Source organism: Acidimicrobiia bacterium (assembly GCA_040880805.1).
Lineage (GTDB): Bacteria > Actinomycetota > Acidimicrobiia > IMCC26256 > DASPTH01 > DASPTH01.
Genome location: JBBDHW010000022.1, coordinates 25,942 through 47,785, shown reverse-complemented (window position 1 = coordinate 47,785; position 21,844 = coordinate 25,942). Strand labels below are relative to the sequence as shown.

Annotated in this window: 24 protein-coding genes and 1 pseudogene; 12 read left to right on the top strand and 13 right to left on the bottom strand. The window is 68.9% G+C overall.

The window, feature by feature from the left end; translation table 11 throughout:
* Nucleotides 1-690, bottom strand: coding sequence for an acyltransferase (locus WD271_04740; protein MEX1007133.1), 690 nt, complete (start codon nt 688-690; stop codon nt 1-3).
* Nucleotides 691-756: 66 nt separating this feature from the next.
* Between WD271_04740 and WD271_04735 the strand changes: the two genes are divergently transcribed.
* The 5 genes from WD271_04735 to WD271_04715 all read left to right on the top strand — a co-directional run bounded on the left by WD271_04735 (nt 757) and on the right by WD271_04715 (nt 4,547).
* On the top strand, nt 757-1,326 hold the full coding sequence (locus tag WD271_04735; GenBank protein ID MEX1007132.1) for a DUF6529 family protein: 570 nt from the start codon (nt 757-759) through the stop codon (nt 1,324-1,326).
* Nucleotides 1,326-1,673 carry a cytochrome c gene (locus WD271_04730; GenBank protein ID MEX1007131.1) on the top strand — a complete coding sequence of 116 codons (348 nt, stop codon included), beginning with the start codon at nt 1,326-1,328 and terminating at the stop codon, nt 1,671-1,673. Before WD271_04735 ends, WD271_04730 begins: the two co-directional genes overlap by 1 nt.
* A 34-nt stretch (nt 1,674-1,707) precedes the next feature.
* Nucleotides 1,708-3,807, top strand: coding sequence for an SPFH domain-containing protein (locus WD271_04725; GenBank protein MEX1007130.1), 2,100 nt, complete (start codon nt 1,708-1,710; stop codon nt 3,805-3,807).
* An 80-nt stretch (nt 3,808-3,887) separates the two neighbouring features.
* Nucleotides 3,888-4,088, top strand: coding sequence for a hypothetical protein (locus WD271_04720; protein ID MEX1007129.1), 201 nt, complete (start codon nt 3,888-3,890; stop codon nt 4,086-4,088).
* 75 nt (nt 4,089-4,163) lie between these two features.
* A complete protein-coding gene (locus WD271_04715) occupies nt 4,164-4,547 on the top strand; it encodes a hypothetical protein (protein ID MEX1007128.1) in 384 nt (127 codons plus the stop codon).
* Here WD271_04715 and WD271_04710 read toward each other — a convergent pair.
* Genes WD271_04710 through WD271_04690 form a run of 5 tightly spaced genes read right to left on the bottom strand, consistent with a single transcriptional unit; the run spans nt 4,537 to nt 8,480 of the window.
* A complete protein-coding gene (locus WD271_04710; GenBank protein ID MEX1007127.1) occupies nt 4,537-4,920 on the bottom strand; it encodes a hypothetical protein in 384 nt (127 codons plus the stop codon). The two genes, WD271_04715 and WD271_04710, sit on opposite strands and share 11 nt — an antisense overlap.
* 2 nt (nt 4,921-4,922) lie before the next feature.
* Nucleotides 4,923-5,588, bottom strand: a complete 666-nt coding sequence (locus tag WD271_04705; protein ID MEX1007126.1) for a class I SAM-dependent methyltransferase — start codon at nt 5,586-5,588, stop codon at nt 4,923-4,925.
* Nucleotides 5,585-6,814 carry a hypothetical protein gene (locus WD271_04700; GenBank protein MEX1007125.1) on the bottom strand — a complete coding sequence of 410 codons (1,230 nt, stop codon included), beginning with the start codon at nt 6,812-6,814 and terminating at the stop codon, nt 5,585-5,587. The genes WD271_04705 and WD271_04700 overlap by 4 nt, the downstream gene beginning before the upstream one ends.
* Before the next feature lie 10 nt (nt 6,815-6,824).
* Nucleotides 6,825-7,688 carry a ChbG/HpnK family deacetylase gene (locus tag WD271_04695; protein ID MEX1007124.1) on the bottom strand — a complete coding sequence of 288 codons (864 nt, stop codon included), beginning with the start codon at nt 7,686-7,688 and terminating at the stop codon, nt 6,825-6,827.
* Nucleotides 7,689-7,721: 33 nt separating this feature from the next.
* On the bottom strand, nt 7,722-8,480 hold the full coding sequence (locus WD271_04690) for a glycosyltransferase family 2 protein (protein MEX1007123.1): 759 nt from the start codon (nt 8,478-8,480) through the stop codon (nt 7,722-7,724).
* Between the two features lie 124 nt (nt 8,481-8,604).
* On the opposite strand from WD271_04690, the gene WD271_04685 reads away from it, so the two are divergent.
* Nucleotides 8,605-9,780, top strand: coding sequence for a hypothetical protein (locus WD271_04685; GenBank protein ID MEX1007122.1), 1,176 nt, complete (start codon nt 8,605-8,607; stop codon nt 9,778-9,780).
* 5 nt (nt 9,781-9,785) lie between these two features.
* Here WD271_04685 and WD271_04680 read toward each other — a convergent pair whose 3' ends face one another.
* Entirely contained in the window at nt 9,786-10,715 is a 930-nt protein-coding gene (locus WD271_04680) for a Ku protein (protein MEX1007121.1), read from the bottom strand.
* A 67-nt stretch (nt 10,716-10,782) separates the two neighbouring features.
* On the opposite strand from WD271_04680, the gene ligD reads away from it, so the two are divergent.
* Nucleotides 10,783-11,715: a non-homologous end-joining DNA ligase gene (gene ligD / locus WD271_04675; GenBank protein ID MEX1007120.1), complete on the top strand. Its 933-nt coding sequence runs from the start codon at nt 10,783-10,785 to the stop codon at nt 11,713-11,715.
* A gap of 24 nt (nt 11,716-11,739) precedes the next feature.
* Here the strand turns inward: ligD and WD271_04670 are convergent, their stop codons facing one another.
* Together WD271_04670 and WD271_04665 are read right to left on the bottom strand one after the other, a co-directional pair.
* Complete coding sequence (locus WD271_04670; protein MEX1007119.1) at nt 11,740-12,549, bottom strand: ABC transporter permease subunit; 810 nt, start codon at nt 12,547-12,549, stop codon at nt 11,740-11,742.
* Nucleotides 12,549-13,457 carry an ABC transporter ATP-binding protein gene (locus WD271_04665; GenBank protein MEX1007118.1) on the bottom strand — a complete coding sequence of 303 codons (909 nt, stop codon included), beginning with the start codon at nt 13,455-13,457 and terminating at the stop codon, nt 12,549-12,551. The genes WD271_04670 and WD271_04665 overlap by 1 nt, the downstream gene beginning before the upstream one ends.
* A 68-nt stretch (nt 13,458-13,525) precedes the next feature.
* On the opposite strand from WD271_04665, the gene WD271_04660 reads away from it, so the two are divergent.
* The 3 genes and pseudogenes from WD271_04660 to WD271_04650 all read left to right on the top strand — a co-directional run bounded on the left by WD271_04660 (nt 13,526) and on the right by WD271_04650 (nt 15,521).
* Nucleotides 13,526-14,233, top strand: coding sequence for a hypothetical protein (locus WD271_04660; protein ID MEX1007117.1), 708 nt, complete (start codon nt 13,526-13,528; stop codon nt 14,231-14,233).
* Nucleotides 14,226-15,128: pseudogene (locus tag WD271_04655) on the top strand (cation diffusion facilitator family transporter). Before WD271_04660 ends, WD271_04655 begins: the two are co-directional and overlap by 8 nt.
* Before the next feature lie 24 nt (nt 15,129-15,152).
* The gene (locus WD271_04650) at nt 15,153-15,521 is read left to right on the top strand and encodes a nuclear transport factor 2 family protein (protein ID MEX1007116.1); all 369 of its coding nucleotides are present in this window, start codon (nt 15,153-15,155) and stop codon (nt 15,519-15,521) included.
* An 11-nt stretch (nt 15,522-15,532) separates the two neighbouring features.
* Here WD271_04650 and WD271_04645 read toward each other — a convergent pair whose 3' ends face one another.
* Entirely contained in the window at nt 15,533-16,051 is a 519-nt protein-coding gene (locus WD271_04645; GenBank protein ID MEX1007115.1) for a gamma carbonic anhydrase family protein, read from the bottom strand.
* Between the two features lie 48 nt (nt 16,052-16,099).
* Here WD271_04645 and WD271_04640 point away from each other — a divergent pair, with 48 nt between their 5' ends.
* Both WD271_04640 and WD271_04635 read left to right on the top strand, forming a co-directional pair.
* Nucleotides 16,100-18,232 carry a helix-turn-helix domain-containing protein gene (locus WD271_04640; GenBank protein ID MEX1007114.1) on the top strand — a complete coding sequence of 711 codons (2,133 nt, stop codon included), beginning with the start codon at nt 16,100-16,102 and terminating at the stop codon, nt 18,230-18,232.
* Between the two features lie 27 nt (nt 18,233-18,259).
* Nucleotides 18,260-19,009, top strand: a complete 750-nt coding sequence (locus WD271_04635; protein ID MEX1007113.1) for a class I SAM-dependent methyltransferase — start codon at nt 18,260-18,262, stop codon at nt 19,007-19,009.
* A 48-nt stretch (nt 19,010-19,057) separates the two neighbouring features.
* Here the strand turns inward: WD271_04635 and WD271_04630 are convergent, their stop codons facing one another.
* From WD271_04630 to WD271_04620, 3 genes are read right to left on the bottom strand one after another with little or no spacing between them, the layout of a single operon-like run.
* A complete protein-coding gene (locus WD271_04630) occupies nt 19,058-19,795 on the bottom strand; it encodes a glycosyltransferase family 2 protein (protein ID MEX1007112.1) in 738 nt (245 codons plus the stop codon).
* Entirely contained in the window at nt 19,777-20,817 is a 1,041-nt protein-coding gene (locus WD271_04625; GenBank protein MEX1007111.1) for a DegT/DnrJ/EryC1/StrS family aminotransferase, read from the bottom strand. The genes WD271_04630 and WD271_04625 overlap by 19 nt, the downstream gene beginning before the upstream one ends.
* Nucleotides 20,814-21,791 (bottom strand): GDP-mannose 4,6-dehydratase, encoded by a 978-nt coding sequence (locus tag WD271_04620; GenBank protein MEX1007110.1) that lies wholly within the window; start codon nt 21,789-21,791, stop codon nt 20,814-20,816. The genes WD271_04625 and WD271_04620 overlap by 4 nt, the downstream gene beginning before the upstream one ends.
* Nucleotides 21,792-21,844: the final 53 nt, after the last annotated feature.

Here is a 21,844-nt window from a genome sequence, read left to right as displayed (position 1 = left end):
TCATGGGTCGCTCACTGCGCGCCGGGGTACCCGGCTCGCAGCCGTTCGCTCCTCAGGCACCCGCACCCAACCCTCGCCGTCGACGTAGCGGCGGATCACGCGCGCGGGGCTGCCGACGGCGACGCTGAAGTCGGGCAACGGGCCGGTGACCACCGAGCCGGCGCCCACGGCCACGTGGCGGCCGATGTCGGCGCCCGGCAGGACCACGACGCCGTGCCCGAGCCAGGACCCGTCACCGACGCGCACCGGCTTGGCCTCGCCGAATTGCCGGCCGATCGGGAGCGTGACGTCCTCGTAGCCGTGGCTGGCGTCGGTGATGTAGACGTAGTGGCCGGTGAAGACGTCGTCGCCGATCTCGATCGAGTCGTGCGTGACGATGCCGCTGCCCTTGCCCAGGAGGCACCGGTCGCCGATGCGGAGCCGGGGGACGTTCCCCAGCGTGTGGCCGGGCATGATCCCGGCCGACATCGTGCAGTGCGGACCGACGATGGAACCCTCGCCGATCTCCATGTACTCCTCACCGAAGAGCGCGGCGACGGGAAAACAGATCGCGGACCGCTCACCGAATCGGCGGAATCGTCGGGCCCGCGCGCTCCCGGGTTTGATGGTTGCGGCGCGGGCGAACCCCTCCCACGCGTAATGGACGGCGTCGCCCGCGAGCACGCGGAGGCGGTCGGGCAACGACGGCACGCCCGAGCGTAACTCCGGCAGCGTACGATGCGCGCGGGAAGGGGCCGCCATGACGACGGAGCCATGATGACGACGGCGCCGGTCACACGCAGTGATCCCACGGTCAAGCTGCTGATCCCTCTGCTCGCGGGCGGCGCGGTCTCGGTGGCTCTCGGCGTGTACAGCCACGTGCACGACCCCACCGGCGAGAAGCCGTACACGCTGTTCTTCACGGGGACGATCGAGCTCAAGGTGTGGTTCGCCACCGCGGTCGTGGTGCTCGCGGTCGCGCAGCTACTGCTCGCGATGCGCATCTACGGCAAGCTGAACGTGCCACGCACTGTGCCACCATGGCTCGGTGACGCCCACCGGCTCGTGGGCACCGCCGCGTTCGCGCTCAGCCTGCCGGTCGCGTACCAGTGCCTCTGGGGCATCGGCTTCCAGTCCACCGACTCCCGGGTGCTGGTCCACTCGATTCTCGGCTGCGTGTTCTACGGCGCGTTCACGGTGAAGGTGCTGGCCGTACGAATGCACGGCCTTCCCGGCCGAGCGCTGCCGATCGTCGGCGGCCTCGTGTTCGCCGCGCTCGTGGGGATCTGGCTCACGAGCAGCGTCTGGTTCTTCACGTCGCGGCCGCCGGCCATCCCCCTCTTCTGATGTTCAAGCGCATCGTGAACGTGGTGGAGGTACTGGCGCTGGTTGCAGCCGCGGTGTTCTTCCTGCTGCTGTTCACGAACGAGCCATCGGAGTCGGGTGGCAGCAGCGGTGCGAACGCGTCACCGGGCGCCGCGTTGTTCGCCGCCAACTGCGCTCGGTGTCATGGCAGCGACGGCGGTGGTGGCCTTGGTCCACAGCTCTCCGACGGGGCGGTCGCGAAGCGCTTCCCGAACGTCGCCGACGAGGTGAAGTTCGTCACGCGCGGCGCGAGCGGCATGCCCGCGTTCGGCGGCCAGCTGTCGGCCAACGAGATCCAGCAGGTCGTCGACTACACGCGCTCGCTGTGAACCATGAGAAGGCAGAAGAAGGAGAGGTGGCGTCATGGGTGGTCTGATCGCGATCATCGTGGTGGTCGTGTTGATCATCGCGATCGTTCTCAAGTCGTTCCATTCGATCGGCCCGGCCGAGGTGGGACTGGTCTCGAAGCGGTTCGCGTTCCGCAAGCTCTCCGAAGACAACCCGATCGGGTTCCGCGGCGAGGCGGGTTACCAGGCCACGCTGCTCATGCCGGGGTTGCGTCTCAAGCTGTGGCCGATGTTCGGGGTGAAGAAGTTCCCGTGGGTGCAGGTGCCCGCAGGTGAGATCGGCGTGGTGATCGCGCAAGTGGGAGCGCCGCTGCCGATCGGCGCGAAGAGCGCCGAGTACAAGACCGAGTTCGGCAACTTCTCCGCACTCCAGGGTTTCGTCGAGGGCGGCGGGCAGAAGGGCGTACAACGGCCGGTCCTCCCACCGGGCACCCTCGTGCCCATCCACCCCGTCGCGTTCCTCGTGGTCACCACCCAAGGCGTGTACGGGTTGCCGGTGTCGCCGGAGCTCGTCTCGCAATCGAAAGGCGGGATGCTCTCACCGCAGTCGTTCGGTCTGTCGCCCGATCAACTCCGCGTGGTCATCATCGCGCCCGACGGCGCGATCGACCTGATCGGCGTGGTGACCACGCTCGAGGGACCACCGCTGCCGTCGGGCGACATCGCGAGCCGGCTGGGCGGGTTCGACGACATCGCCGAGATGGAAACCCGTGAGGGAGGCGTGCAAGACGCCGACCTCATCGAAGTGCTGCTCGGCAGCAAGAACGAGGTGCACAACAACTACCAGGACTACCAGGCCTTCCTCGACGCCGGCGGAAAGATCGGGCTGCAGCACGACCCGCTGCTCTACGGCGCGTACCTGCTGAACCCGTTCCTGGTGCGCGTCGATCTCGTGCCGATGCTCGTCGTGAACCAGGGTGAGGTCGCGGTGATCAAGGGCTTCGTCGGTCTTCCCACGCTCGACACGTCGGGAGCGGAGTTCAAGTTCGGGTCGATCGTGCGACCGGGCCACCGCGGCATCTGGCAGGAGCCGTTGCGCACCGGCAAGTACCCCATCAACCCGCGCGTCTACGCGGCCGAGATCGTTCCCACGTTCATCCTCACGTTGAACTGGGCCGACGCGACTTCCGAAGCACACGACCTCGACGCGCAGCTGTCGTCGATCGTCGGCAAGAGCCGTGAAGGATTCGTGTTCCAGATCGACCTGCAAGTGCAGATCCACGTGCCCGACACGCGCGCGCCCAAGGTGATCTCGATGGTCGGCACGATGCGGAACCTGGTGAGCGAGGTGCTCCAGTCGGCGGTGGGCAACCACTTCCGCAACACGCTCCAGGCGCTCGAAGCGGTGAAGTTCATCGAGACGCGGCGCGAAGTGCAGGCCGCGGCACTGGAGGCGATCACGCGCTATCTCGTCCAATACGAGGTGGAGACGCGGGGTGTGTACATCCAGGACGTCGTGTTCCCACCCGAGCTCGTGCTCGTGCTCACCCAGCGCGAGATCGCGAATCAGGAAAAGGCGACCTTCGAGGAGCAACAACGCGCGCAGACCTCGCGCATCGAGATGGAGAAGGCGAAGGGCACCGCCGACATGCAGGCTCAACTCGCGGGCGCGCAAGTGGGCGTGCAGATCAAGGCCAACGAAGCCGAGGCACGAGAGAACGAAGGCAAAGGCGAGGCCGCGTACGTCGAGCTCACCGGTCGTGCCGAGGCGACGAAGGTCCAGGCGATCGGGCTCGCCGAGGCGAAGGCCACCGAGGCCCTCGGCCTCGCGCGCGCGATCGGGTTCGAAGCCCAGACCAAGGCGCTCGGAGGCGGCGCCACGGCGGTTGTCGCGGTCGCGAACGCGGTGGCCGAGGGCCACATCACGGTGGTGCCCGAGGTGCTCGTCACCGGCGGTGGCGGGGGTGGGGGCCCGATCGACGGGCTCGCGGCGACGCTCATGCGCTTCTTCTCCAATGGTGGTAGTGGTGGCGGCGGCGGAGGAAGCGGGAGCAGCGGCGGTGGCAGCGACACGCCGGCGGCTCCCGGCACCGTTGCCATCGGCGCATCCGAAACGGTCCCCGAACCGGTCCCGGAGCCGCCGAGCGGCCTCGACGAGCCCCCGATGAAGGAATGAACGTCCTCGATCGAGGAATGAGTGTCTTACCCCGGCGCGATGCTCGCGGAGTGAGCATCCACAGCACCGGGAGGCACTTCATGGAGAGCGTGATCGAGAACACGATCGAGGCCGGGGCACTGCGGTTCGAAGCCTGCGCGCAGTTCCACCCGTCGGCCGACGATCTCCTGATCTGTGCCTGTGGCTGGCTGGAAGAGGACCACGGCGAGCTGGCCGCCGTCCGGGTGAGGCGCCGCCACCGCCGCTCCGAGGTCATCGCTCCGGAGCGCAAAGCCTCGTAGTCGTTCCTACTCCGGTGCGCCCGAGGAGCTTGCGGCGGCAGAAGCCGAACTTGGTCTGCGGGCCGGCCCTCACGCGTGAGCGCGCTCGTTCTCGACGCCGGCGCGCTCGTCGCGGTTGACCGTGGCGACCGCGCCATCACGCGTCGACTCAGAGTCGCACAGATACACGGTCTCGAGCTGCGCACCCATCCGCTCGTCGTCGCGCAGGTTTGGCGCGACGCGAGCGGGCGCCAGGCCAACGTTGGCTGGTTGTTGAAGGCCGTCGACGTGGTGCCCATCGACGATCAGTTGGGCCGTGCCTGCGGAGTACTGCTGAGTGTCGCCGGTACTGGCGGCGCCATCGACGCAGCGGTCGTCCTCGTCGCCCGCGATGGCGACGAGATCATCACGAGCGATCCGGACGATGTCGGGCACCTCGTCACCGCGGCCGGGCTCTCCGTGCGCGTCGTCACCGCGTAGGCATCGTCAACACGTCGACGAGCGCGTCGGGGTCTTCCACCGACACCAGGAGCACGCGGACCCGAACAGGGAAGCCCGTCACCCGGCCATGCCCTGCGGGATCCAGCTCGATGCGCACGAGCCCCGACGACGAGCCGTTCACCAGCCATGTTCCTCGCCAGCCGTGCACACCCCAGGCCCACACGCGGCGGTCGTCGTGCGCCGCGGCGCGAACGTTCGCGCGCGGTACGTCGAGCCGGAACGCCCACGCCATGCGCACACGGAGCTCCCCCTCGTCAACTTCCACTCGGCAGTGGTCGGGCACGATCCCGAGCAGCACCATGGCGCGGTTCGCCCAGGTGAATCGGATCGGGAATCGCGCGGGCATGGCCATGGTCAGGAGTCCGCTCGCGTTCCCACCGCGATGTAGTGAGGGTGTAGCCGCCCGCGGTCGAGCCGACGCGCGTCAACGGTGAGCCCGGCCGCCGTCATCGTCGCGACCACTTCGGCGCGCGGGATCAGTTCGAGCTCCTCGCCTTCCGTGATGCGCATGACGCGCGTCGCGAGCAGCTCCTGGAACCGGCTCCACCGCGCCTTCCACGCCGGCGTCACGTCGAGCTCCTTCACCACGAGGCGACCGCCGGGCGCGAGCGCCGCTGCTGCGATGCGCAGCCACTCGGCTGAGCGCGTGCAACCGAGGAGGTAGAGCATGTCGACCTCCACGATCGCGTCCCACTGCGGGTCCGGACGCCAGTCGGGATCGACTCGTTCGAACGTCACGCGCTTCTCGACGTGCGCCGCGGCCATGGCTCGACGCGCCACCACGAGCTTCTCGTCGTCGATGTCGACGCCGGTGATGCGGCGCTCGGGTGCCTGCGCCGCCAGATAGAGGCTGAGGAGGCCGTGGCCGCAGCCGGCGTCGAGGATTTCACCGTGGCACGGCACCACGGCGGCGACGTCACGGAACGGGCAGGTGCGCCACCGGAGGGCGGTGTGCACGCGCGTGCCGATCGACTCGGATGCGTACGCGCGGCGGGCAGTCGCCGCCGCGGCGTCGATCACGTGAGATACCAGTGGCGCGCGAATCCGAACGCGCCGATCACGAGGAGCGTGCCCGCTCCGACCAGCACCGGCGTACGCACCCGCGGTCGTTCGGCGAGCAGCGTGCCCGCGAGCGCGAACACCGGGAATGCCCCGAGCAGGTACCGGCCCATTCCCTGGAAGTTGCTGGTCGCGACCGCGGGGAGCGCGACCGCGGCGAGCGTGTACGCACCGTACGACGCACCAAAGCGACGGGCGACGAGCGGAACTGCGACCAGCACCACGAGCGTGAGCAGCGCCTGCACGACGAGCCCGGCGCGGTAGCCGAAGTCGGAATCGTGGAGCACCTGATAGCCGAAGGTGAGCTTGAACCAGGTGTGTGGTCCCTCTGCCTGTTGCCACGCCTTCTGCACGGTGGAGTACGCGAAGGGGTCGTCGAACCGGGCCCAGAGCCACACGGACCACGCGACCAGGCCCGCGGGTGCGAGGAGCACCCACAGGTCTCGGCGTTGCAGCGCGCGGAGGTCGAGTCGTGCCGGGATGCCGAACGCCCCGAGTCGCGTGCTGTCGGTGCGCGCGGGAAGCCCACCTCTCCGCTCGATGGCGCGCAGGAGCAGGCCGACGGCCACCGCGACGCCGACCGGTCGGGTGGCGCCCGCGGCCGCCCCGGCGAGCCCGGCGAGCAACGCGTGATCGCGTTCGAGGAGCACGAACGCGCCGATGGCGAGCGCGAGGAACAGCGCATCCGCATACCCGGCGCCGTAGAGGAACCACCCGTACGGGTAGAGAGCGAAGCAGGCAACAGTGGTCAACGCGGTGCGTCGCTCGAGCCTCGTCGCGCACCAGAACGCGAACAGCATCACGGTCGCAAGGCCCGCGACCCACGTGACCATGATCAGCGCGAGCGGTGTGTTGTCGATCAGCCGCGCGAGCGGACGCGCGACCAGCGGATAGCCCGGGAAGAAGGCAACCGACGACTGAGTACCGGGAATGTAGAAGTACCCGCGGTCGGCGATGTCGACGTACCAGCCGCAGTCGTAGTGACACCACCCGGCGAGTACGTCGGAACCGCCGAACTCGAGCGTGCCCTTCGTATCGGGAAGGCTCGTGGCGAGCGCGCCGACAGCCGTGAGCGCGATCGCGATCGCGACGTAGGCGAGCGCGGCTCGGCGGACGAGCCATGTGGCGCCTGACCGGTCGGTGCCCTCCGCAACAAGCGCAGCTCCGTGCGCCGGCTCGGTGAGCACGAACCGCAGCCTACCGGCGCGTCTCTCGGTTGGCCTGCCGCGGCATGCCGAGATCGGCGAACGTACCGAGCCGGAAGCCGGCGCGTTCCACGGCGGCGCGTGCCTCCTTCGACACGAGCGCGTCGAGCTCGTCTTGGCCGCGGTAGTTCCATCCGAGCGCGGCGAGCTCGGTGTCGGCATCCTCGCTGGGATGGCAGACGAGCTCTGCGCTCGACACGCCGAGCTTGGCCAACCGCTGGAGCGAGCCGCGGAGCCGCTCGAGATCGAGCCGCCCCGCTTCGTCGAACCCGGCGGTGGCGTCGGGGAACAGCACGTTGGCCTTCTGGGCGCGCGCCTCGAGTCGCGTCGAGAGGTGTCGTACGCCGAGCGCGATCGGTGACCACCCAGCTGTTCGCGTCACGCGAATCGCCGAAATGCCGCTCGTCGACGCGAGCTCGACGGTGACGCGCGCGATGCTCGGCCACAGGTGGAGGTTCTGGTGCGTGTCGAGGTGCGTGAGCGTCAGACCGCAGGCGCGGAGCACCTCGACCTGCGCGGTGAACTCGCGGCGCACATCTTCGGGATCGATCCGCCTGAGCGCGCAGCGCGTGAGGAAGGGCCGCCAGCCCGGCGCCAGGTGGCCGTACCGGTCGACGAGCGTCGGCACCTCGCGGGCTTCGAGCACCGGGGCTTGGTGGCCGACGACCGCGAGGTGGGCGCCCACGCCGAGGCCGGAGTCGCGCAGCGCCGCTGCGGAACCCGGGAGCGCGGCGCCGTTGGCGAGGGCCGACGTGCTGGTGACGATCCCGCGCTCACCCCCGCGCAGGACGGCGCGACAGAGGTTCGCGGTCAGACCAAAGTCGTCGGCGTTCACGATGAGCAGCGGCCCCGTCATGGCGGGGCCGAAACTAGACCAGCCCCGCTCGTTTCAGCGTGAGTTGCCGATGCCGGGCGGCCCCAAGCGGCGGATCTCCGGGGCGAGCGCGCGCCATTCGCTGAGGATGCCCGAAATCGTCCCCCACGACGACAGCGTGGAGACGCCACGCGAACGCGCGAAGTAGTCGAGACCGACCTGCACGATGCTGAAGCCCATCCGGTCGGCGCGGGCCATGAGCTCGGCGTCGATGAACGAGCCCTCGCTCTCGAGCTGCACCGCGTCGAGCACCCGTCGGCGCAGGAGCTTGCACGCGAAGTTCACGTCGCGCACCCGAAGACCGAGTGAGAGCCGGATGAGGCCGTTGTACACACCCGAGTAGAGCGTGCGGCGGAAGCCCTCGCTCCGACGATCGAGCCGGTAGCCACTGAGCACGTCGGCCTGGTACGTGCGCACGATCCGCATGAGCCGCCCGATCTCGCGCAGGTCGAACGGGAGATCGGCGTCGGTGTAGAGCACGAGGTCGCCGGTAGACGCAGCGAGCCCCGAGCGGACCGCGCCGCCCAAGCCACGATTGCGCTCGTGACGGACGACGTGAATGCGTGAGTCGGACGCCGCGAGCTCGTCGAGCAACTTGCCGGTGCCATCGGTCGACGCGTCGTCGACGAGGACCATCTCATAGCCCCCGAGCTCGGCATCGGCGACGAGAGCATCAAGGGCCGCGCGCGCGACGTCGACCATGACCTGAATGGCCTCCTCCTCGTTCCAGATCGGAACGACGAGGCTCAACCGTTCGTCGATGGGGGTAGGCATCAACACTCGCTCAGTGTCGGCGGAACGAACAATGTACGCCGGCTGAGCAGCGTCGAGAGCCCATGGCTCCGTGTCACGCACTGGTAGCGTTCCGCCGGGTCATGGCCGAGCAGCGTGCAATCGGATGATCACCGGGTTGCGCCGCTTCTGGGGCCGGCCCATCGGCGTGGCGTGTGCGAGCGGAGTCATCGCGCTGCTCGTCGTCGCCGGGATCGCGCTCGCGTCGGAACACGGCGTCTCCGGTTTTGTGCACGCGGCGCCCCCGTGGACCGATCCCGCGGCCGCTCCGAGCTCGCTCGAGGTGCTCCCGCGCGGCAGCACGTTCGACGGGCAGTTCTATTACCGCATGGCCGTCAGGCCGTTCTCCACCGCCGAGCGCGTCGAGGGCGTCATCTTCGACACGCCGGCGCTGCGCAGCGCGCGGATCGGGTATCCGCTGCTCGGGTACCTCGGGAGCTTGGGCGACCCCGACCTGGTGCCGCTCGCGCTGATCGCGGTCAACGTGCTCGCGATGTTCGCCCTCGGATGGTTCGGAGGCGCGCTCGCCGTGGACAGCGGCAGACCCGCGGTATGGGGGCTGCTCCTGCCGCTCTATCCGGGCTTCGTCTACTCACTCGGGTTCGATCTCACCGAGATCGTCGCCGCGGCTTCGCTCGCGGGAGCCGTGCTGGCGCTGCGCCGTCAGCACACCGTGGTCGCGGTGCTGTTGGCGACGTACGCGGTGTTGACGCGCGAGACGGCCGCAGTGCTGCCGATTGCGCTCGTGGTGATGTGGGTCTGGGAGTTCGCACGCCGTCGCATCGGCGCGGGCGAGCAGCGGGCGCAGCTGATCGTCGGTGTCATCCCTCTCGCGGTCGCTGCGGTCTGGCAGATCGCACTCCGGTTGCAGTGGGGAAGTTTCCCGATCGGCGACTCCGGCAACACGAACATCGTGGTCCCACTCTCCGGGCTCATCGACGCGCGCGACAAGTTCTCACCCTCGAGCGGTGCCGGGCTCTTCCGTGACGCGTCTCTCGCTTTTCTCGTGCTCGCGATCACGGTTGCGGCTGTCTCGCTCGCGCGTTCCCACGCGCGGCCCTACGAGAAGGCGGCGTTCGTGTTCGCGGTGGTGGTCGCCATGTTGCCCAACCACTTCATCTGGGCCGGCGCCACGTCGTTCATGCGCGCGGCCACCGAGGCCTATGTGTTCGCGGTCATCGTCGTCATGGGCGCGCGGATCGCCGCCGACAAGCTGCTCGCGGCGTCGACGGTGGCAATGTTCGGGCTCACCGTCGGCTCCGAGATCAGCAAGGCGAAGTAACCAGCTCAGGCCGATCTTCGCGTGCGCTTGGCGGTGATCTTCTTCGCCGAAGCCTTCTTCGCGGCTGCCTTCTTCGCGGGTACCCCGCGCTTCGACGACTTGGCGGAGCGTGACGCAGCCGTCTTCTTGGCGGAACCGCGTCCGCTACTCGCCTGTTTCGCGCCCGCGCGAGCGAGGCTCGCTTCGAGCGCGGCCATCAGGTCGAGCACCTTGGCCGGCTCTTGCGCGGTGGGGGCAGCGACGATCTCCTCGCCGGCAGCTTTCTTGTCGATGAGTGCGAGCAACTCCTCGCGGTATTCGTCGTGGTACTTCTCGGGATCGAACTTCGCGGTGAGCGAGCCCACGAGTTGACGCGCCATCACCATCTCGCGCTCGGTGGGCTCGCTGGCCGGCTCGGCCAGCGGCTGCTCACGGTCGGGCGCGAGCACCTCGTCGGCGAAACGCATCGTCTCGAGCACCAGCACGCCGTCGACCGGACGGATCGCGACGAGTGCCTCCTTCGAACGGAGCACGAAGCGTCCGATCGCGACCTTGTAAAGCTCCTGCATCACGTCGGCGAGCAGGCGGTACGCCTTGGCGTTGTCTTTGTCGGGGATGAGGTAGTACGGCTGCTCGAAGTAGACGGGATCGATGTCGGCGAGGTCGACGAAGTCTTCGATCTCGATCTGGCGGCTCGCCTTCGGCTTGAGGCCTGCGATCTCGTCGGCCTCCACCACCACGTAGCGGCCGGGCTCGAATTCGTATCCCTTCACGATCTTTTCGTTCGGGACCTCTTCGCCGGACTGCTCGGCCACGCGGCGGTAGCGGATGCGGGAGCCGGTGCCTTCCTCGAGTTGGTGGAACCGGACGTCGAGGGACCGCGTCGCGGAGATCATCTTGATCGGCACGGTGACCAGCCCAAAGCTGATCGAGCCGCGCCAAATTGCGCTGGGCACGGGGTTTCTCCTGGGTCGAATCGGAGGTCGAGTCAGCCCGCTTCAGGGGCTACTACCTTCGCAGGTCGTGGCCACTCGGTCCAAGGGTACGGGACGCGCAGGGGCGGAAACGCTCGTCGAGGTCGGCGGTCGCCAACTCCGGCTGACCAACCTCGACAAGGTGTTGTACCCCGCGACCGGCTTCACCAAAGGCCAGGTCGTCGATTACTACACCCGGGTCGCCTCGGCGCTGCTCCCCCACCTCGGGGACCGCCCGCTCACGATGGTGCGGCTCCCCGACGGCGTAGAAGGCGAGCGCTTCTTCGAGAAGCGCTGCCCCGGCCACCGTCCGCCGTGGGTCGAGACGGTGCCGCTCGACGCGGGCTCCGACATCCAGGCGTGCTCGATCCAGGACGTTCCGGGGCTCGTGTGGACGGCAAACCTCGCCGCGCTGGAGCTCCACACCCCCCAGGCACGTGCGAGCGACCCGTGGCACCCCACCGCGATGGTGTTCGACCTCGACCCGGGCGCGCCGGCTGACATCGTCGATTGCGCGCGTGTTGCGCTCGACGTGCGCGAGCTGCTCGACCAACTGGGTCTGCACGTGGTCGCGAAGACGTCGGGCTCGAAGGGGATCCATCTCTCGGTCGGGCTCCGGCCGTCTGTAGACGCCGAAGCCACGAAGGCGTTCGCGCTCGCGGTCGGGCGGATCCTCGAGTCACGCGACAAGAAGCACGTCACGGTGACCATGGCGCGCGATCAGCGGAACGGAAAGGTGTTCGTCGACTGGAGCCAGAACGACCGGCACAAGACAACCGTGTGCGCGTACTCGTTGCGCGCGACACCGGAGCCGAGCGTGTCGACGCCGGTCACGTGGGACGAGGTCGGGACTGCCGCCGAGAGCGGCGACGGCGACGCGCTGCAGTTCGATCCCGCCACGGTCCTCGCTCGCGTCACCGAGCACAACGACCTCTACGCCCCCAGCCTCGCCCAGGACCAGGAGTTGCCCGAACTCAGCTGATTCCGCCGTGAACTGACGTGCGAGTCAGCTGAGGATGTCTTTGCGGCGGAACCACCACACCGCGATCCCGGTGAAGAGGAGCACGTAGCCGAACATCAACAGCGCGCCGCGCGCCATATCGGACGTAGCGTGACCCTGGAAGATGAGGGCGCGCCACGCGTCCAGGTAGTGCGTGGGTAACACGTACCGCAACGATCCGAGCGGCTCGATCGCGTCGAGAATCTGCGACGCGATGTAGAGACCGACGCCGGTGACGGTGGCGGCGGCCGGCGAGTCGGTCATGCACGAGAGCAGGAACGTGAACGCGACGAGACCTGTGAGCATCCACGCGATGTAGGCGGTCGCGATCCCGAGGTTCACGAGTTGATCGCCGGTTGTTTGGTTCAGAAGCGTCAGTGGCTGCCAGCCAAACGCGATGGCTCCGGCTGCGAGCCCGACCAACGTGACGGTGAGTACCGCGGCCCACGACACGAGCGCCGCAACCAGAAGCTTGGCCGCGAGCAGCTTGACCCTCCCGACCGGCCGCATCAGGATGAACCGCAGGTTCCCCCACGAAGCGTCGCTCGCCATCGCGTCGCCGCCGAAGATGGCCACGATGATGATGAGCATGAACGTGCTCATCAGTGCGAGGGCCGCCGCCGGCATGACGAGCCCCGAGAAGCGCGCGGCGAGGAAGAACAGACCGCCGCCACCGCCATGCTCCTCCCCCGGATCGGGCGGGTTGGCCTTGAGCGCGACCGTCATGATGATCGGGATCACCACCACCACCGCGAACGCGATGTAGGTGCGCAGGCGGCGTGTGGCCTTCACCGTTTCGGTGCGGACGAGCCCCATCAGTTCTCGCCCTCCACCAGCCCGAGGAACGCATCCTCGAGGCGGCGGCGCGACATCACCGTCTCCACACCGACACCCGCGCGCACGAGCGCGGCAACGAGCTCCGAGCGTGAACCGCTGTTGATGCCAACCGTGAGCCCGGGCGGTTCGGCGTCGACCCGCGTCACGGTTCGGACCTCTTGCAACACCCGCTGCGCGGCGGCGACGTCGTCGACCTCGAAGTAGATGGAACCCGAGACCCCGATGAGCTCGGTCACCGAGCCGGACGCGACCAGGCGACCCTTGTCCATCACCACGGCATGGGTGCAGATCTGTTCGACCTCGGCGAGGACGTGGCTCGAGAAGAGCACGGTGGCGCCGGCGTCGGCTACGCGGTGCACGAGCTGGCGCACCTCGCGCATCTCGCCGGGATCGAGACCGTTCGTCGGCTCGTCGAGCACGAGCACCTCGGGCCGGCCGAGCAGCACACGCGCAAGGCCGAGCCGTTGGCGCATGCCCTGGGAGTAGGTCTTCACCTTGCGGTTGATCGCGTCTCCGAGCCCGGCGATCGCCAGCGCGCTGTCGAGATCAGCGTCGGCAAGACGGGCGCCGCCCGCCTCCCACCAGAGCTCGAGGTTCGTCATCCCCGAGAGGTGCGGGACGAACGCCGCGGTCTCGATGAGTGCGCCGACCCTGCCGAGCAACGGGGTACCTGGGCGAACGCGCCGGCCGAAGAGGCACGCCTCACCGGCGGTGGGGTAGATCAAGCCGAGCAGCACGCGGAGGGCTGTGGTCTTTCCCGCGCCGTTCGGGCCGAGCAACCCGCAGATCTGACCCTGGTCCACCTGGAAGCTCAGATCGTCGACCGCGAGGACACCCGCGCCGAAGCGCTTCGAGAGGCCGCGCACCTCGATGATCGGCCCGCTCATCGGCGCACGCGGCGCGACAGGCTGCTGGTACGCGGGGGCGGCACGCGCGGAGCCTACCGTGACGGTCGATGGACGGTTCCGCAACGTCTCAGGATGATCTCAGGGGGCCGCGCCGTCCTCGCGATGCGCAGCGGACGCGCCTGTACCTCGCCGAGACTCCGCTGCCGTCGAGCCCGCTTCCGGGACTCGAAGCCTGCGCGCGCTTCGTCGACCGCGTGGTCGGCTCGATGTGGTGGCACCTGCGCTTTCCCGACCGGAACCTCTCGACGGTGCCGCGCCTGCGCCCGGGCAACGGCGCTCGCCAGGCTTTCTACCGTGAAGAGGAAGCGGGCCCGACGATCACGCTCCCCCGCCGCTACCGAACGAAGGGCGTGGTGCTGCACGAGCTCGTGCACTTCGCGCTCGGACTCGACTCCGGTCTGCCGCACCATGGCCGGACGTTCGCGCGCGTGCTCCTCGACGCCACCGACGAGTTCTGCGGACCCGATCGAGCGACCGCGCTCGCCGACTCGTACCGCGAGCATGGCGTGCATGTCGGCCGCGCCGCGCGCGTCGGACCCGATGGGCGCCTCCGGTACGGCTGGGACGAGCGGATCCGACTCGGACGCGGGCGCACGCTTTGTATCGCGTGCACCACACCGGATGGGGCGCCGCAGTCGGTCACCGGACGGCTCGAGGGCTACGAGCGCGGTTCGTCGATCGTGCGCATGTCGGCGCCCGACGGTACCGTCACACGGGTCGCGACCGCCTCGGTGTGGGACGTCGCCGATGCATGACGGGACTCGGCGGGCAATCGTCGCCGCGTTCCTCGCCAACCTCGGCATCGCAGCGGCGAAGTTCCTCGCGTTCGCCGTCACCGGATCGGCTTCGATGCTCGCGGAGGCGGTCCACTCGGTGGCCGACACCGGCAACCAAGGACTGCTGTTCCTCGGTGGTCGACGCAGCCGGCGCGCGCCCACCAAAGTGCACCCGTTCGGCTTCGGACCGGAGCGCTACTTCTGGGCGTTCGTGGTCGCGTTGGTGCTCTTCTCGCTCGGTTCGCTCTTCGCGCTCGCCGAGGGTGTCGACAAGTTGCGCAACCCCGAGCATCTCGATTCGCCGCTGGTGGCCTACGCGGTGCTCGGAGTCGCGATCGTGCTCGAAGCACTGTCGCTCCGGACGGCTCGGCGCGAGGCCCTGCCGATGCGCGAGGGCCGGTCGTGGTGGAGCTTCATCCGCAACACCAAGAACGCGGAGATCCCCGTGGTCCTCCTCGAGGACACCGGCGCGCTGGTCGGCCTCGCCATCGCACTGGTCGGCATCACGATCTCGGAGGTCACCGACGATCCGCGGTGGGACGCGGCGGGAAGCCTCGGCATAGGCGCGTTGCTGGGCGTCATCGCGGTGGTGCTCGCGATCGAGATGAAGAGCCTGCTCATCGGCGAGGCGGTCACACCGGAGTACGACGAGCAAATTCGGGCTGCGATCTCCGACGGACCGGAGGTCACTCGCATCATCCATCTGCGCACGATGCACCTCGGTCCTGACGACGTGCTCGTCGCCGCCAAACTCGAGCTCGCGTGCGACACAATACGGGGGCTCGCGCGCGCGATCGACACGGTCGAAGCGCGCGTGAGAGCCTCGGTGCCCGTCGCCAAGCTCATCTTCGTCGAACCCGACATCTACCGAAACCCAGAAGACGACACAGGAGGCCTGATGGCTCACGACACCACCGCGACAGTCGCGGCCGTCGAAACGTTCAACGAGGCCTTCAACCGTCACGACGTCGACGCGGTAATGGCGGCGATGACGGACGACTGCGTGTTCGAGAGCACGTCGCCACCGATGGGCGAGCGCCGCGTTGGACAGTCGGCGGTGCGCGCGGCATGGGAGGACTTCTTCGGTTCCACCCCCACCGCGCACTTCGACGCGGAGGACGTGATCGCGACCGCCGACCGCTGCGTGGTGCAGTGGCGGTTCACGTGGAAGAACGACGACGGCACCGAGAGCGCCGTACGCGGCGTCGACGTGATCCGGGTGCGCGACGGGAAGGTCGCCGAGAAGTTCGCCTACGTGAAGGGGTAGGCCGTGAAGGGTCAATCGAGCCGGCGCAGTTCCTTGCGGTACCGCACCGCGTTCGCGACGTAGAGGCCCGCGATGCGTTCGATCTCCTGGGTGTCGGCCGAGTCGGGGCGCAGCTTCGCCGGCACACCAAGCGCCATCGCTCCCGCCGGCACGATCATGTCGTTCGGCACGACCGCGCCCGCACCCACGAGCGCACCCGACTCGACCACTGCGCGGTGCAGCACGATCGACCCGGTGCCGACAAGCGCGCGGTCGTGGATGATGCAGCACTCGAGGTGCGCGAGGTGTCCGACAACGCAGTCGTCGCCGATGATCGTGGGGTACTCGGCGGTGCAGTGGACCACCGTGCCGTCCTGGATCGAGGTGCGGGCCCCGATCGTGATGTAGCCGTAGTCGCCCCGGAGGACGGCTTGGGGCCAGATGGTCGACTCCGCTCCGATCGCGACGTTGCCGATGACGGTGGCATCGGGGTGCACGTAGGCGGCGGGATGGATGCGGGGCTCGACGTCGCCGAGCGCATAGAGCGCCACGGGACTGACCCTACAGGGACGCAGGTAGGAGGCCGATACCCGGGGAACATGGCCGAGGCGCCCACGCTCGACACGCTGACCCCGAAACAGCTGGGCAAGCACCTGCGCGACGTCCGGCGGCGCAAGGGCTTGTCGCAGTCGGAGGTGGCACGCGGCGCGGGCCTGACGCGGCGTGAGCTGAACGCATACGAGAAGGGTCGCATCCCGATCCCCGACAGCGACCTGTTCGTGCTCGCCGGATCGTGTGGTGTCGACGTGTCGGAGCTTCGAGTGCCGGCGTCGACCCCCGAGCTCGAGGCTGCACTCGCGACCGACACACCGGCACCGGCCGTCGCCGACCTGCCGATGCCCTCGAGCATCGAAGACACCGTCGCGCAGCTTCGGCAAAGCCAAGAAGTCGCGCCGCCGACCGTCCCGGCTGTCACCGGGCGGCGGCGAGCGCGCGCCATCGCAGCGGCGAGCGAGCCTGCACCGGCCGAGGACGACTGGCCGATCGAGCGGATCGATCCGCTCGAGGCGGTGCGGTGGCCGGGCGACGCGTCGATCCCGTCGCCCGCCACGCCCACGACCCCGTCGCCCGCGGAGCCCGTCGATGTCTTCGAGGAGCTCGCGCGGCTGCCCGAGCCGTTGCCACTACCGAGCGACGAAACGAACGACGACCCCTTCGCGAAGTCGCCCGAACTCGTCACACCGCCGCCTCCCGGCGCGGTCGAGGACGTCGACGCACAGCCGTACGACGAGTGGCCGACGTTCGAGGCTGACTACAAGTCGGAATTCGAACCGGACGACACCGACGAGGAGGAGTCGGAGTCGGTGCTCGTCGAGATGCCGAACGCGCAGAGCACCGTTGCCGATCTGACGAACGCTGCGGATGCTCCACCGATCGACGTCGCGATGCGGGGCGAGTCGTACGTGTCGCCGTGGGATGCCTTGCAGGGCCCCTCGGGGTTCGACACGCCGGCCGACACGCCCGCTGAGCTCCCGCCCGATATCGAATCCGAGCCCGGCGTCACCGACGCGTGGGATCCGGTGCAGCCGACCTGGGCCACACCCTGGTCCGAACAGCCTCCTGTTGTCGCGACACCGGACACGGACCCGGCGGCGTTCGGCGTGAACGAGAACGACGCGTGGGCGACGGAAGCCGCGGACACCGTCGACGTTGCGACGCCGACCGAGGTCTTCGATCCTCGGTTCGCGACCGCGACACCGTTCGAAGCCGTTCCCGGACCGTGGGCGCACGAACCCGACCCGGAGGCGACGAACACCGGGTTCTACATCGACTGGGGCGATGCGGAAGCCGACGCGCCGGTGGCGATCGAACCGGGACCCGCGTCGTGGGATCCCCTCACGCCGAGGCCAGTCGGCGAACCGGTGGCGGAGCCGGAGACCGAAGTCGGCCGCAACTCCGTCGCCGAGGTCGCCGCGGAACCCGCGGAACCCGAAACCGACATCGAAGTCGCCGCGCACGAGCCCGAGCTCGAAGTCGAGCTCGACGCTGTCGAAGACATCGATGACGAGCTGCCGCTGATCAGCTGGCGCCCACAGTGGGACGACTCGCCCGCCGCGGCGATCGGTGCGGCCGCGTTCGCAGTCGACGAACCTTCGGTGCCCGAGCCCGAGCCCGAGGAGCAGTTCGTCGTAGCCGGCACGGAGTGGGTGCTCGGCAACGCAGTCCCGCTCGTGGAAGTGCGCAGCACCGGCAGCCTCGTGATGCGCCGCGCCGACGAACGCTGGGCCTTGGCCGACGTGACGGCTGCGTCCGACTTCGCGCTCGAGACGTACGTCGACCTCCGGTCAGGCCCCGGATTCGGCCTGCTCTTCCGTGCGATGATCGACGACGACGGCCGCATGTCGGGCTACTCGTTCGACGTCGATCCGGTGTACGAAGGTGGCAGCTACCTGGTGCGCGAATGGCGCGCCGACCGCGAGCTGTGGAACCCGATCGCACGGGTTCCCGCGTCAGACCCGGAGGCGATGCACGGGCTCCTCGCCGTGCGCCTCACCGTCGACGATGAGCGACTCGTCGCGTCGGTGAACGGCGAGACCGTGCTCGAGGTCGACAGCCTGAAGCAGGCCTCGGTCGACCGCGGACGCGAAGGCGCATTTGGCAACCGCGTGGGTATCCAGGCCTGGTCGTCGACCGATCTCGTCATCGACGAGCTCCGCGTCGCGCAGCGCTGATTCGCGTCGGCGGTACCCTCCCGGCCAGTGGAGGTCGAGGAGTACGCGCGCATTGCGACGGCCGAGGACGAGCACTGGTGGTACCGCAACACGCGGGCACTGGCGGCTGATCTCCTGGCGTCCCGCCTGTCCGATGCCCGTCGCATCCTCGACGCGGGATGCGGACCGGGGGGAAACGGGGCGTGGCTCGCGCAATACGGCACCCTCGTCGGGATCGACGTGTCGTCTGACGCGCTTGCGTTCGTCCGCGCGCGCCGGCCACAGATGCGTCCGGTGCAAGGGTCGCTCGAGGCGCTCCCCTTCCCCGACCGGAGCTTCGACGCGGTGATGGGCATCACCGTGCTGTACACCGTCCACGACGACGTGCTCGCGTTCCGTGAGCTGGCGCGTGTGCTCGCGCCCGGCGGTGTGCTGTTGCTGCTCGAGCCCGCCTTCGAGTCGCTCCGGCGCGAGCACGACGTGACAGTGCACGGACAGCGGCGCTACCGACGGGCGGAGCTCGTGGAACTGGCACGCGACAACGGCCTGACCGTGCAGCGCTCGACGTACGCCTACTCGTTCCTCGCTCCGCCCGCCGCGGTTCTCGGTGGGCTCGAACGGATGCGACGCCCGGCGACCGCGACGGCAACCGCAACCTCGACGGAGTCCGACGTGGCGCGCCGCTCGCTCGACCGCGTGTTCGCGCCGCTGGCAAAGGCCGAGCGGCGCGTGCTGTCGCGTCGGGACATGCCATTCGGCACGTCGGTGATCGTCGTGGCGTCTCGGGGATCGCGCTAAGAGCGAAGGGGGCGGGGTTATCCCCGATTCGCCTGAGCGACCCGTATGTCAGCGGCCGCGCCGCAGTACGACGAGGCCCACCCACAAGCCCGCGAGGGCCCAGAGCGTGCGGGCGATCGCAGGAAGGCGGAAAAACTCCGACTTGCCGTAGACGCGACGGTAATGGTGGACACCCACCTCGGTGAATCGTGCTCCGGAGTCCTGGAGCTTGCGCACGAGCTCCACGCAGATCACGCCCGTGGTGTGCACGAGCTCGATCTGGTCGAGCGAGCTGCGGCGGATCAGCCGGAAGTCGCAGTCGGTGTCGCGGATCCGCAGCCCGAAGAAGAACGCCACAAATCGGTGGTAGAGGCGGCCGATCACGCGCCGGAGCACGCCGTCGGCTCGACGCAGCTTGTAGCCCTGCACGACGTCGACATCGTCAGACCCGTTCCGCACCAAGAGCTCGAGCTCGGCGGGATCGAACTGACCGTCACCGTCCGTGTAGAAGACCCACTGCTTGGTCGCGTTGGCGAAGCCCGACAACAACGCTCCCCCGTAGCCGCGGTTCTGGTCGTGCGTGACGACGCGCAGCAGCGGCTCCTCGGTGACGAGCTCGGCGAGCACCTTTGGCGAATTGTCGAACGATCCGTCGTCGATGACGATGACTTCGGCATCGCACACGCCGACGCGCTCGAACGTCGACACCGCGAGCCGCACCATCGAGGCGATCGTCGCCTCGTCGTTGTAACAGGGAAAGAACGCAGAAATGGCCTCGACCGCCGGGTTCAGGGGAGTGCTCGACACACCACCCCGATCTCGTCGTCGGTCATCTCGGGGAAGCACGGGAGCGACACACACTCCGCCGCCCACGCCTCGGCTTCGGGGCAGGGAGCGCTGACGAACTGCAGGTACGCGGGCTGCTCTGTAAGCGCTCGCGGGTAGTGCACGCCAGTGCCGAACGGCATCCGCGCGCGGAACGCATCACGATCAGGGACGCGCGACACGCACAGGTGGTACACGTGGTGCTCGTGCGGCGACTGCCACCGGAGATCGGGTGCGGCGTCGCGGTAGCGCGCCGCGATCTCCCGACGGCGCTCGTTCTGCGCGGCGAGCCGGCGCAGCCCGACCCGCAGCGCGGCGGCTTCGATCTCGGACATACGCGCATTCGTGGAGATGCGGACGTGCGTATACGCATCCGTGACGCCGTGCGCGCGGAGCAGCCGTACCGTGGCCGCGAGGTCGTCGTCGTCGGTGACGACCGCGCCACCGTCGCCGATGCCACCGAGGTTCTTGGTGGGATAGAAGCTGTACGCCGCCGCCGCCGAGCCCGAAGCCGGATCCAGTGCGCCATGCGCCTGGGCGCCGTCTTCGAGCACGGGCACCCCGAGCTCGGGGATCGGCGCAGGGCGACCGTAAAGGTGCACCGGGATGACCGCGCCCGTGCGCGGGGTCACGGCCGCGGCGGCCGAGTCGGGATCGATCACCGCGGTGTCGGGATCGACGTCGACGAGTACGGGAACCGCGCCCGCCGCGCACACTGCGGCGGCGGTCGGAACCGCGGTGAACGCGGGCACGATCACCTCGTGACCGGGCCCGACGCCGAGCGCGATCAGCGCGAGCCGCAGCGCGTCGCTGCCGGATGCGACGCCGACGGCATGAAGCCGGCCGGTGAACGCCGCGAACTCCGCTTCGAACGCCTCGAGCTCGGGCCCGAGGAGGTAGTGCCCCGACCGCACCACGCGGCCGACCGCCTCCGACAACTCGGGTTCGAGCGCGGCCGCGCGCCGCGCGAGGTCGACGACGGGGACCTTCGTCGACGTGGTCACCGGTACCACGAACGGCGCGAACGGTAAAACGCGATCGTCCGCTCGATTCCCTCCGTGAACGCCGTGCGCGGCTCCCAGCCGAGCATGCGCTTCGCCTTGGACGAGTCGCCGAAGTACGAACCGATGTCGATGGAGTCGCGGTCGGAGGGCCACTCGACGTGCTCCACCCGACCCGACCCCGCCGCGCGCACGATCGCCTCGGCGATGACGCGGAGTTCGAGGTGCTCGTCGTTCCCCACATTGAAGAGCTGCCCGGGCGCGTCGGGCGCGATCGCGGCGAGAAGGAGGCACTCCACCACGTCGTCGACGAACAGGCAGTCGCGTTCCTGGCGGCCGTCGCCGAACACGGTGATCACATCGCCGTCGAGCGCGCGCCGAACGAAGATCGGGAGGAAGCCCTGGAACTCGTCACGCAGGCGCTGACGTGGTCCATACACGTTGGTGAGCCGGACCGCGCACGCGGGGAGACCGTAGACCTCGTGATAGAGGAGATGCAGCTGCTCGGTCGCGTACTTCGTGATGCCGTTCACGTCGACGGGCGCGACGGGATGTTCCTCGTCGACGGGGAGGTAGCGCGGCTTGCCGAACAGCTGGCGAGTCGACGTGAACACGACTCGCGTCGACAGGTTCTCGCGCCGAAGGAAGTCGAGGAACGCGAACTGGCTCGTGGTGTTCGACTGGAGGTCGAACAGCGGGTCGTTCATCGAGTCGACGTGGCTCACCTGGCCGGCGAGGTTGAACACAACTTCGGCACCCTGCGCTACGGCCCTCACCTCGGGTCGCTCGACGTCGGCGAGATCGGCATCGAGCACCGTGATCCTCGCGTCGGGCTCCGTGCCGCCGTCGGGCACCAGGTTCCACGGGTTGGCGCCGTGGCGTGGCACGCGCGCGTCGAGGACCGTCACCGCCGCCCCCTGACGCACCAGAGCCAGGGCGAGGTTCGATCCGATGAAGCCGAGGCCGCCCGTAACCAGGCACCGACGACCGGCGAATGCGTCACGCGGTATTGCGTCCAGAGCGGCGGTCA

Excerpts from the sequence above, each read along its gene's own strand:
- WD271_04735 (MEX1007132.1), top strand. The coding sequence starts at position 757 with ATGACGACGGCGCCGGTCACACGCAGTGATCCCACGGTCAAGCTGCTG.
- WD271_04730 (MEX1007131.1), top strand. The coding sequence starts at position 1,326 with ATGTTCAAGCGCATCGTGAACGTGGTGGAGGTACTGGCGCTGGTTGCA.
- WD271_04725 (MEX1007130.1), top strand. The coding sequence starts at position 1,708 with ATGGGTGGTCTGATCGCGATCATCGTGGTGGTCGTGTTGATCATCGCG.
- WD271_04720 (MEX1007129.1), top strand. The coding sequence starts at position 3,888 with ATGGAGAGCGTGATCGAGAACACGATCGAGGCCGGGGCACTGCGGTTC.
- WD271_04710 (MEX1007127.1), bottom strand. The coding sequence starts at position 4,920 with ATGGCCATGCCCGCGCGATTCCCGATCCGATTCACCTGGGCGAACCGC.
- WD271_04695 (MEX1007124.1), bottom strand. The coding sequence starts at position 7,688 with ATGACGGGGCCGCTGCTCATCGTGAACGCCGACGACTTTGGTCTGACC.
- WD271_04690 (MEX1007123.1), bottom strand. The coding sequence starts at position 8,480 with ATGCCTACCCCCATCGACGAACGGTTGAGCCTCGTCGTTCCGATCTGG.
- WD271_04685 (MEX1007122.1), top strand. The coding sequence starts at position 8,605 with ATGATCACCGGGTTGCGCCGCTTCTGGGGCCGGCCCATCGGCGTGGCG.
- WD271_04670 (MEX1007119.1), bottom strand. The coding sequence starts at position 12,549 with ATGGGGCTCGTCCGCACCGAAACGGTGAAGGCCACACGCCGCCTGCGC.
- WD271_04665 (MEX1007118.1), bottom strand. The coding sequence starts at position 13,457 with ATGAGCGGGCCGATCATCGAGGTGCGCGGCCTCTCGAAGCGCTTCGGC.
- WD271_04660 (MEX1007117.1), top strand. The coding sequence starts at position 13,526 with ATGGACGGTTCCGCAACGTCTCAGGATGATCTCAGGGGGCCGCGCCGT.
- WD271_04650 (MEX1007116.1), top strand. The coding sequence starts at position 15,153 with ATGGCTCACGACACCACCGCGACAGTCGCGGCCGTCGAAACGTTCAAC.
- WD271_04640 (MEX1007114.1), top strand. The coding sequence starts at position 16,100 with ATGGCCGAGGCGCCCACGCTCGACACGCTGACCCCGAAACAGCTGGGC.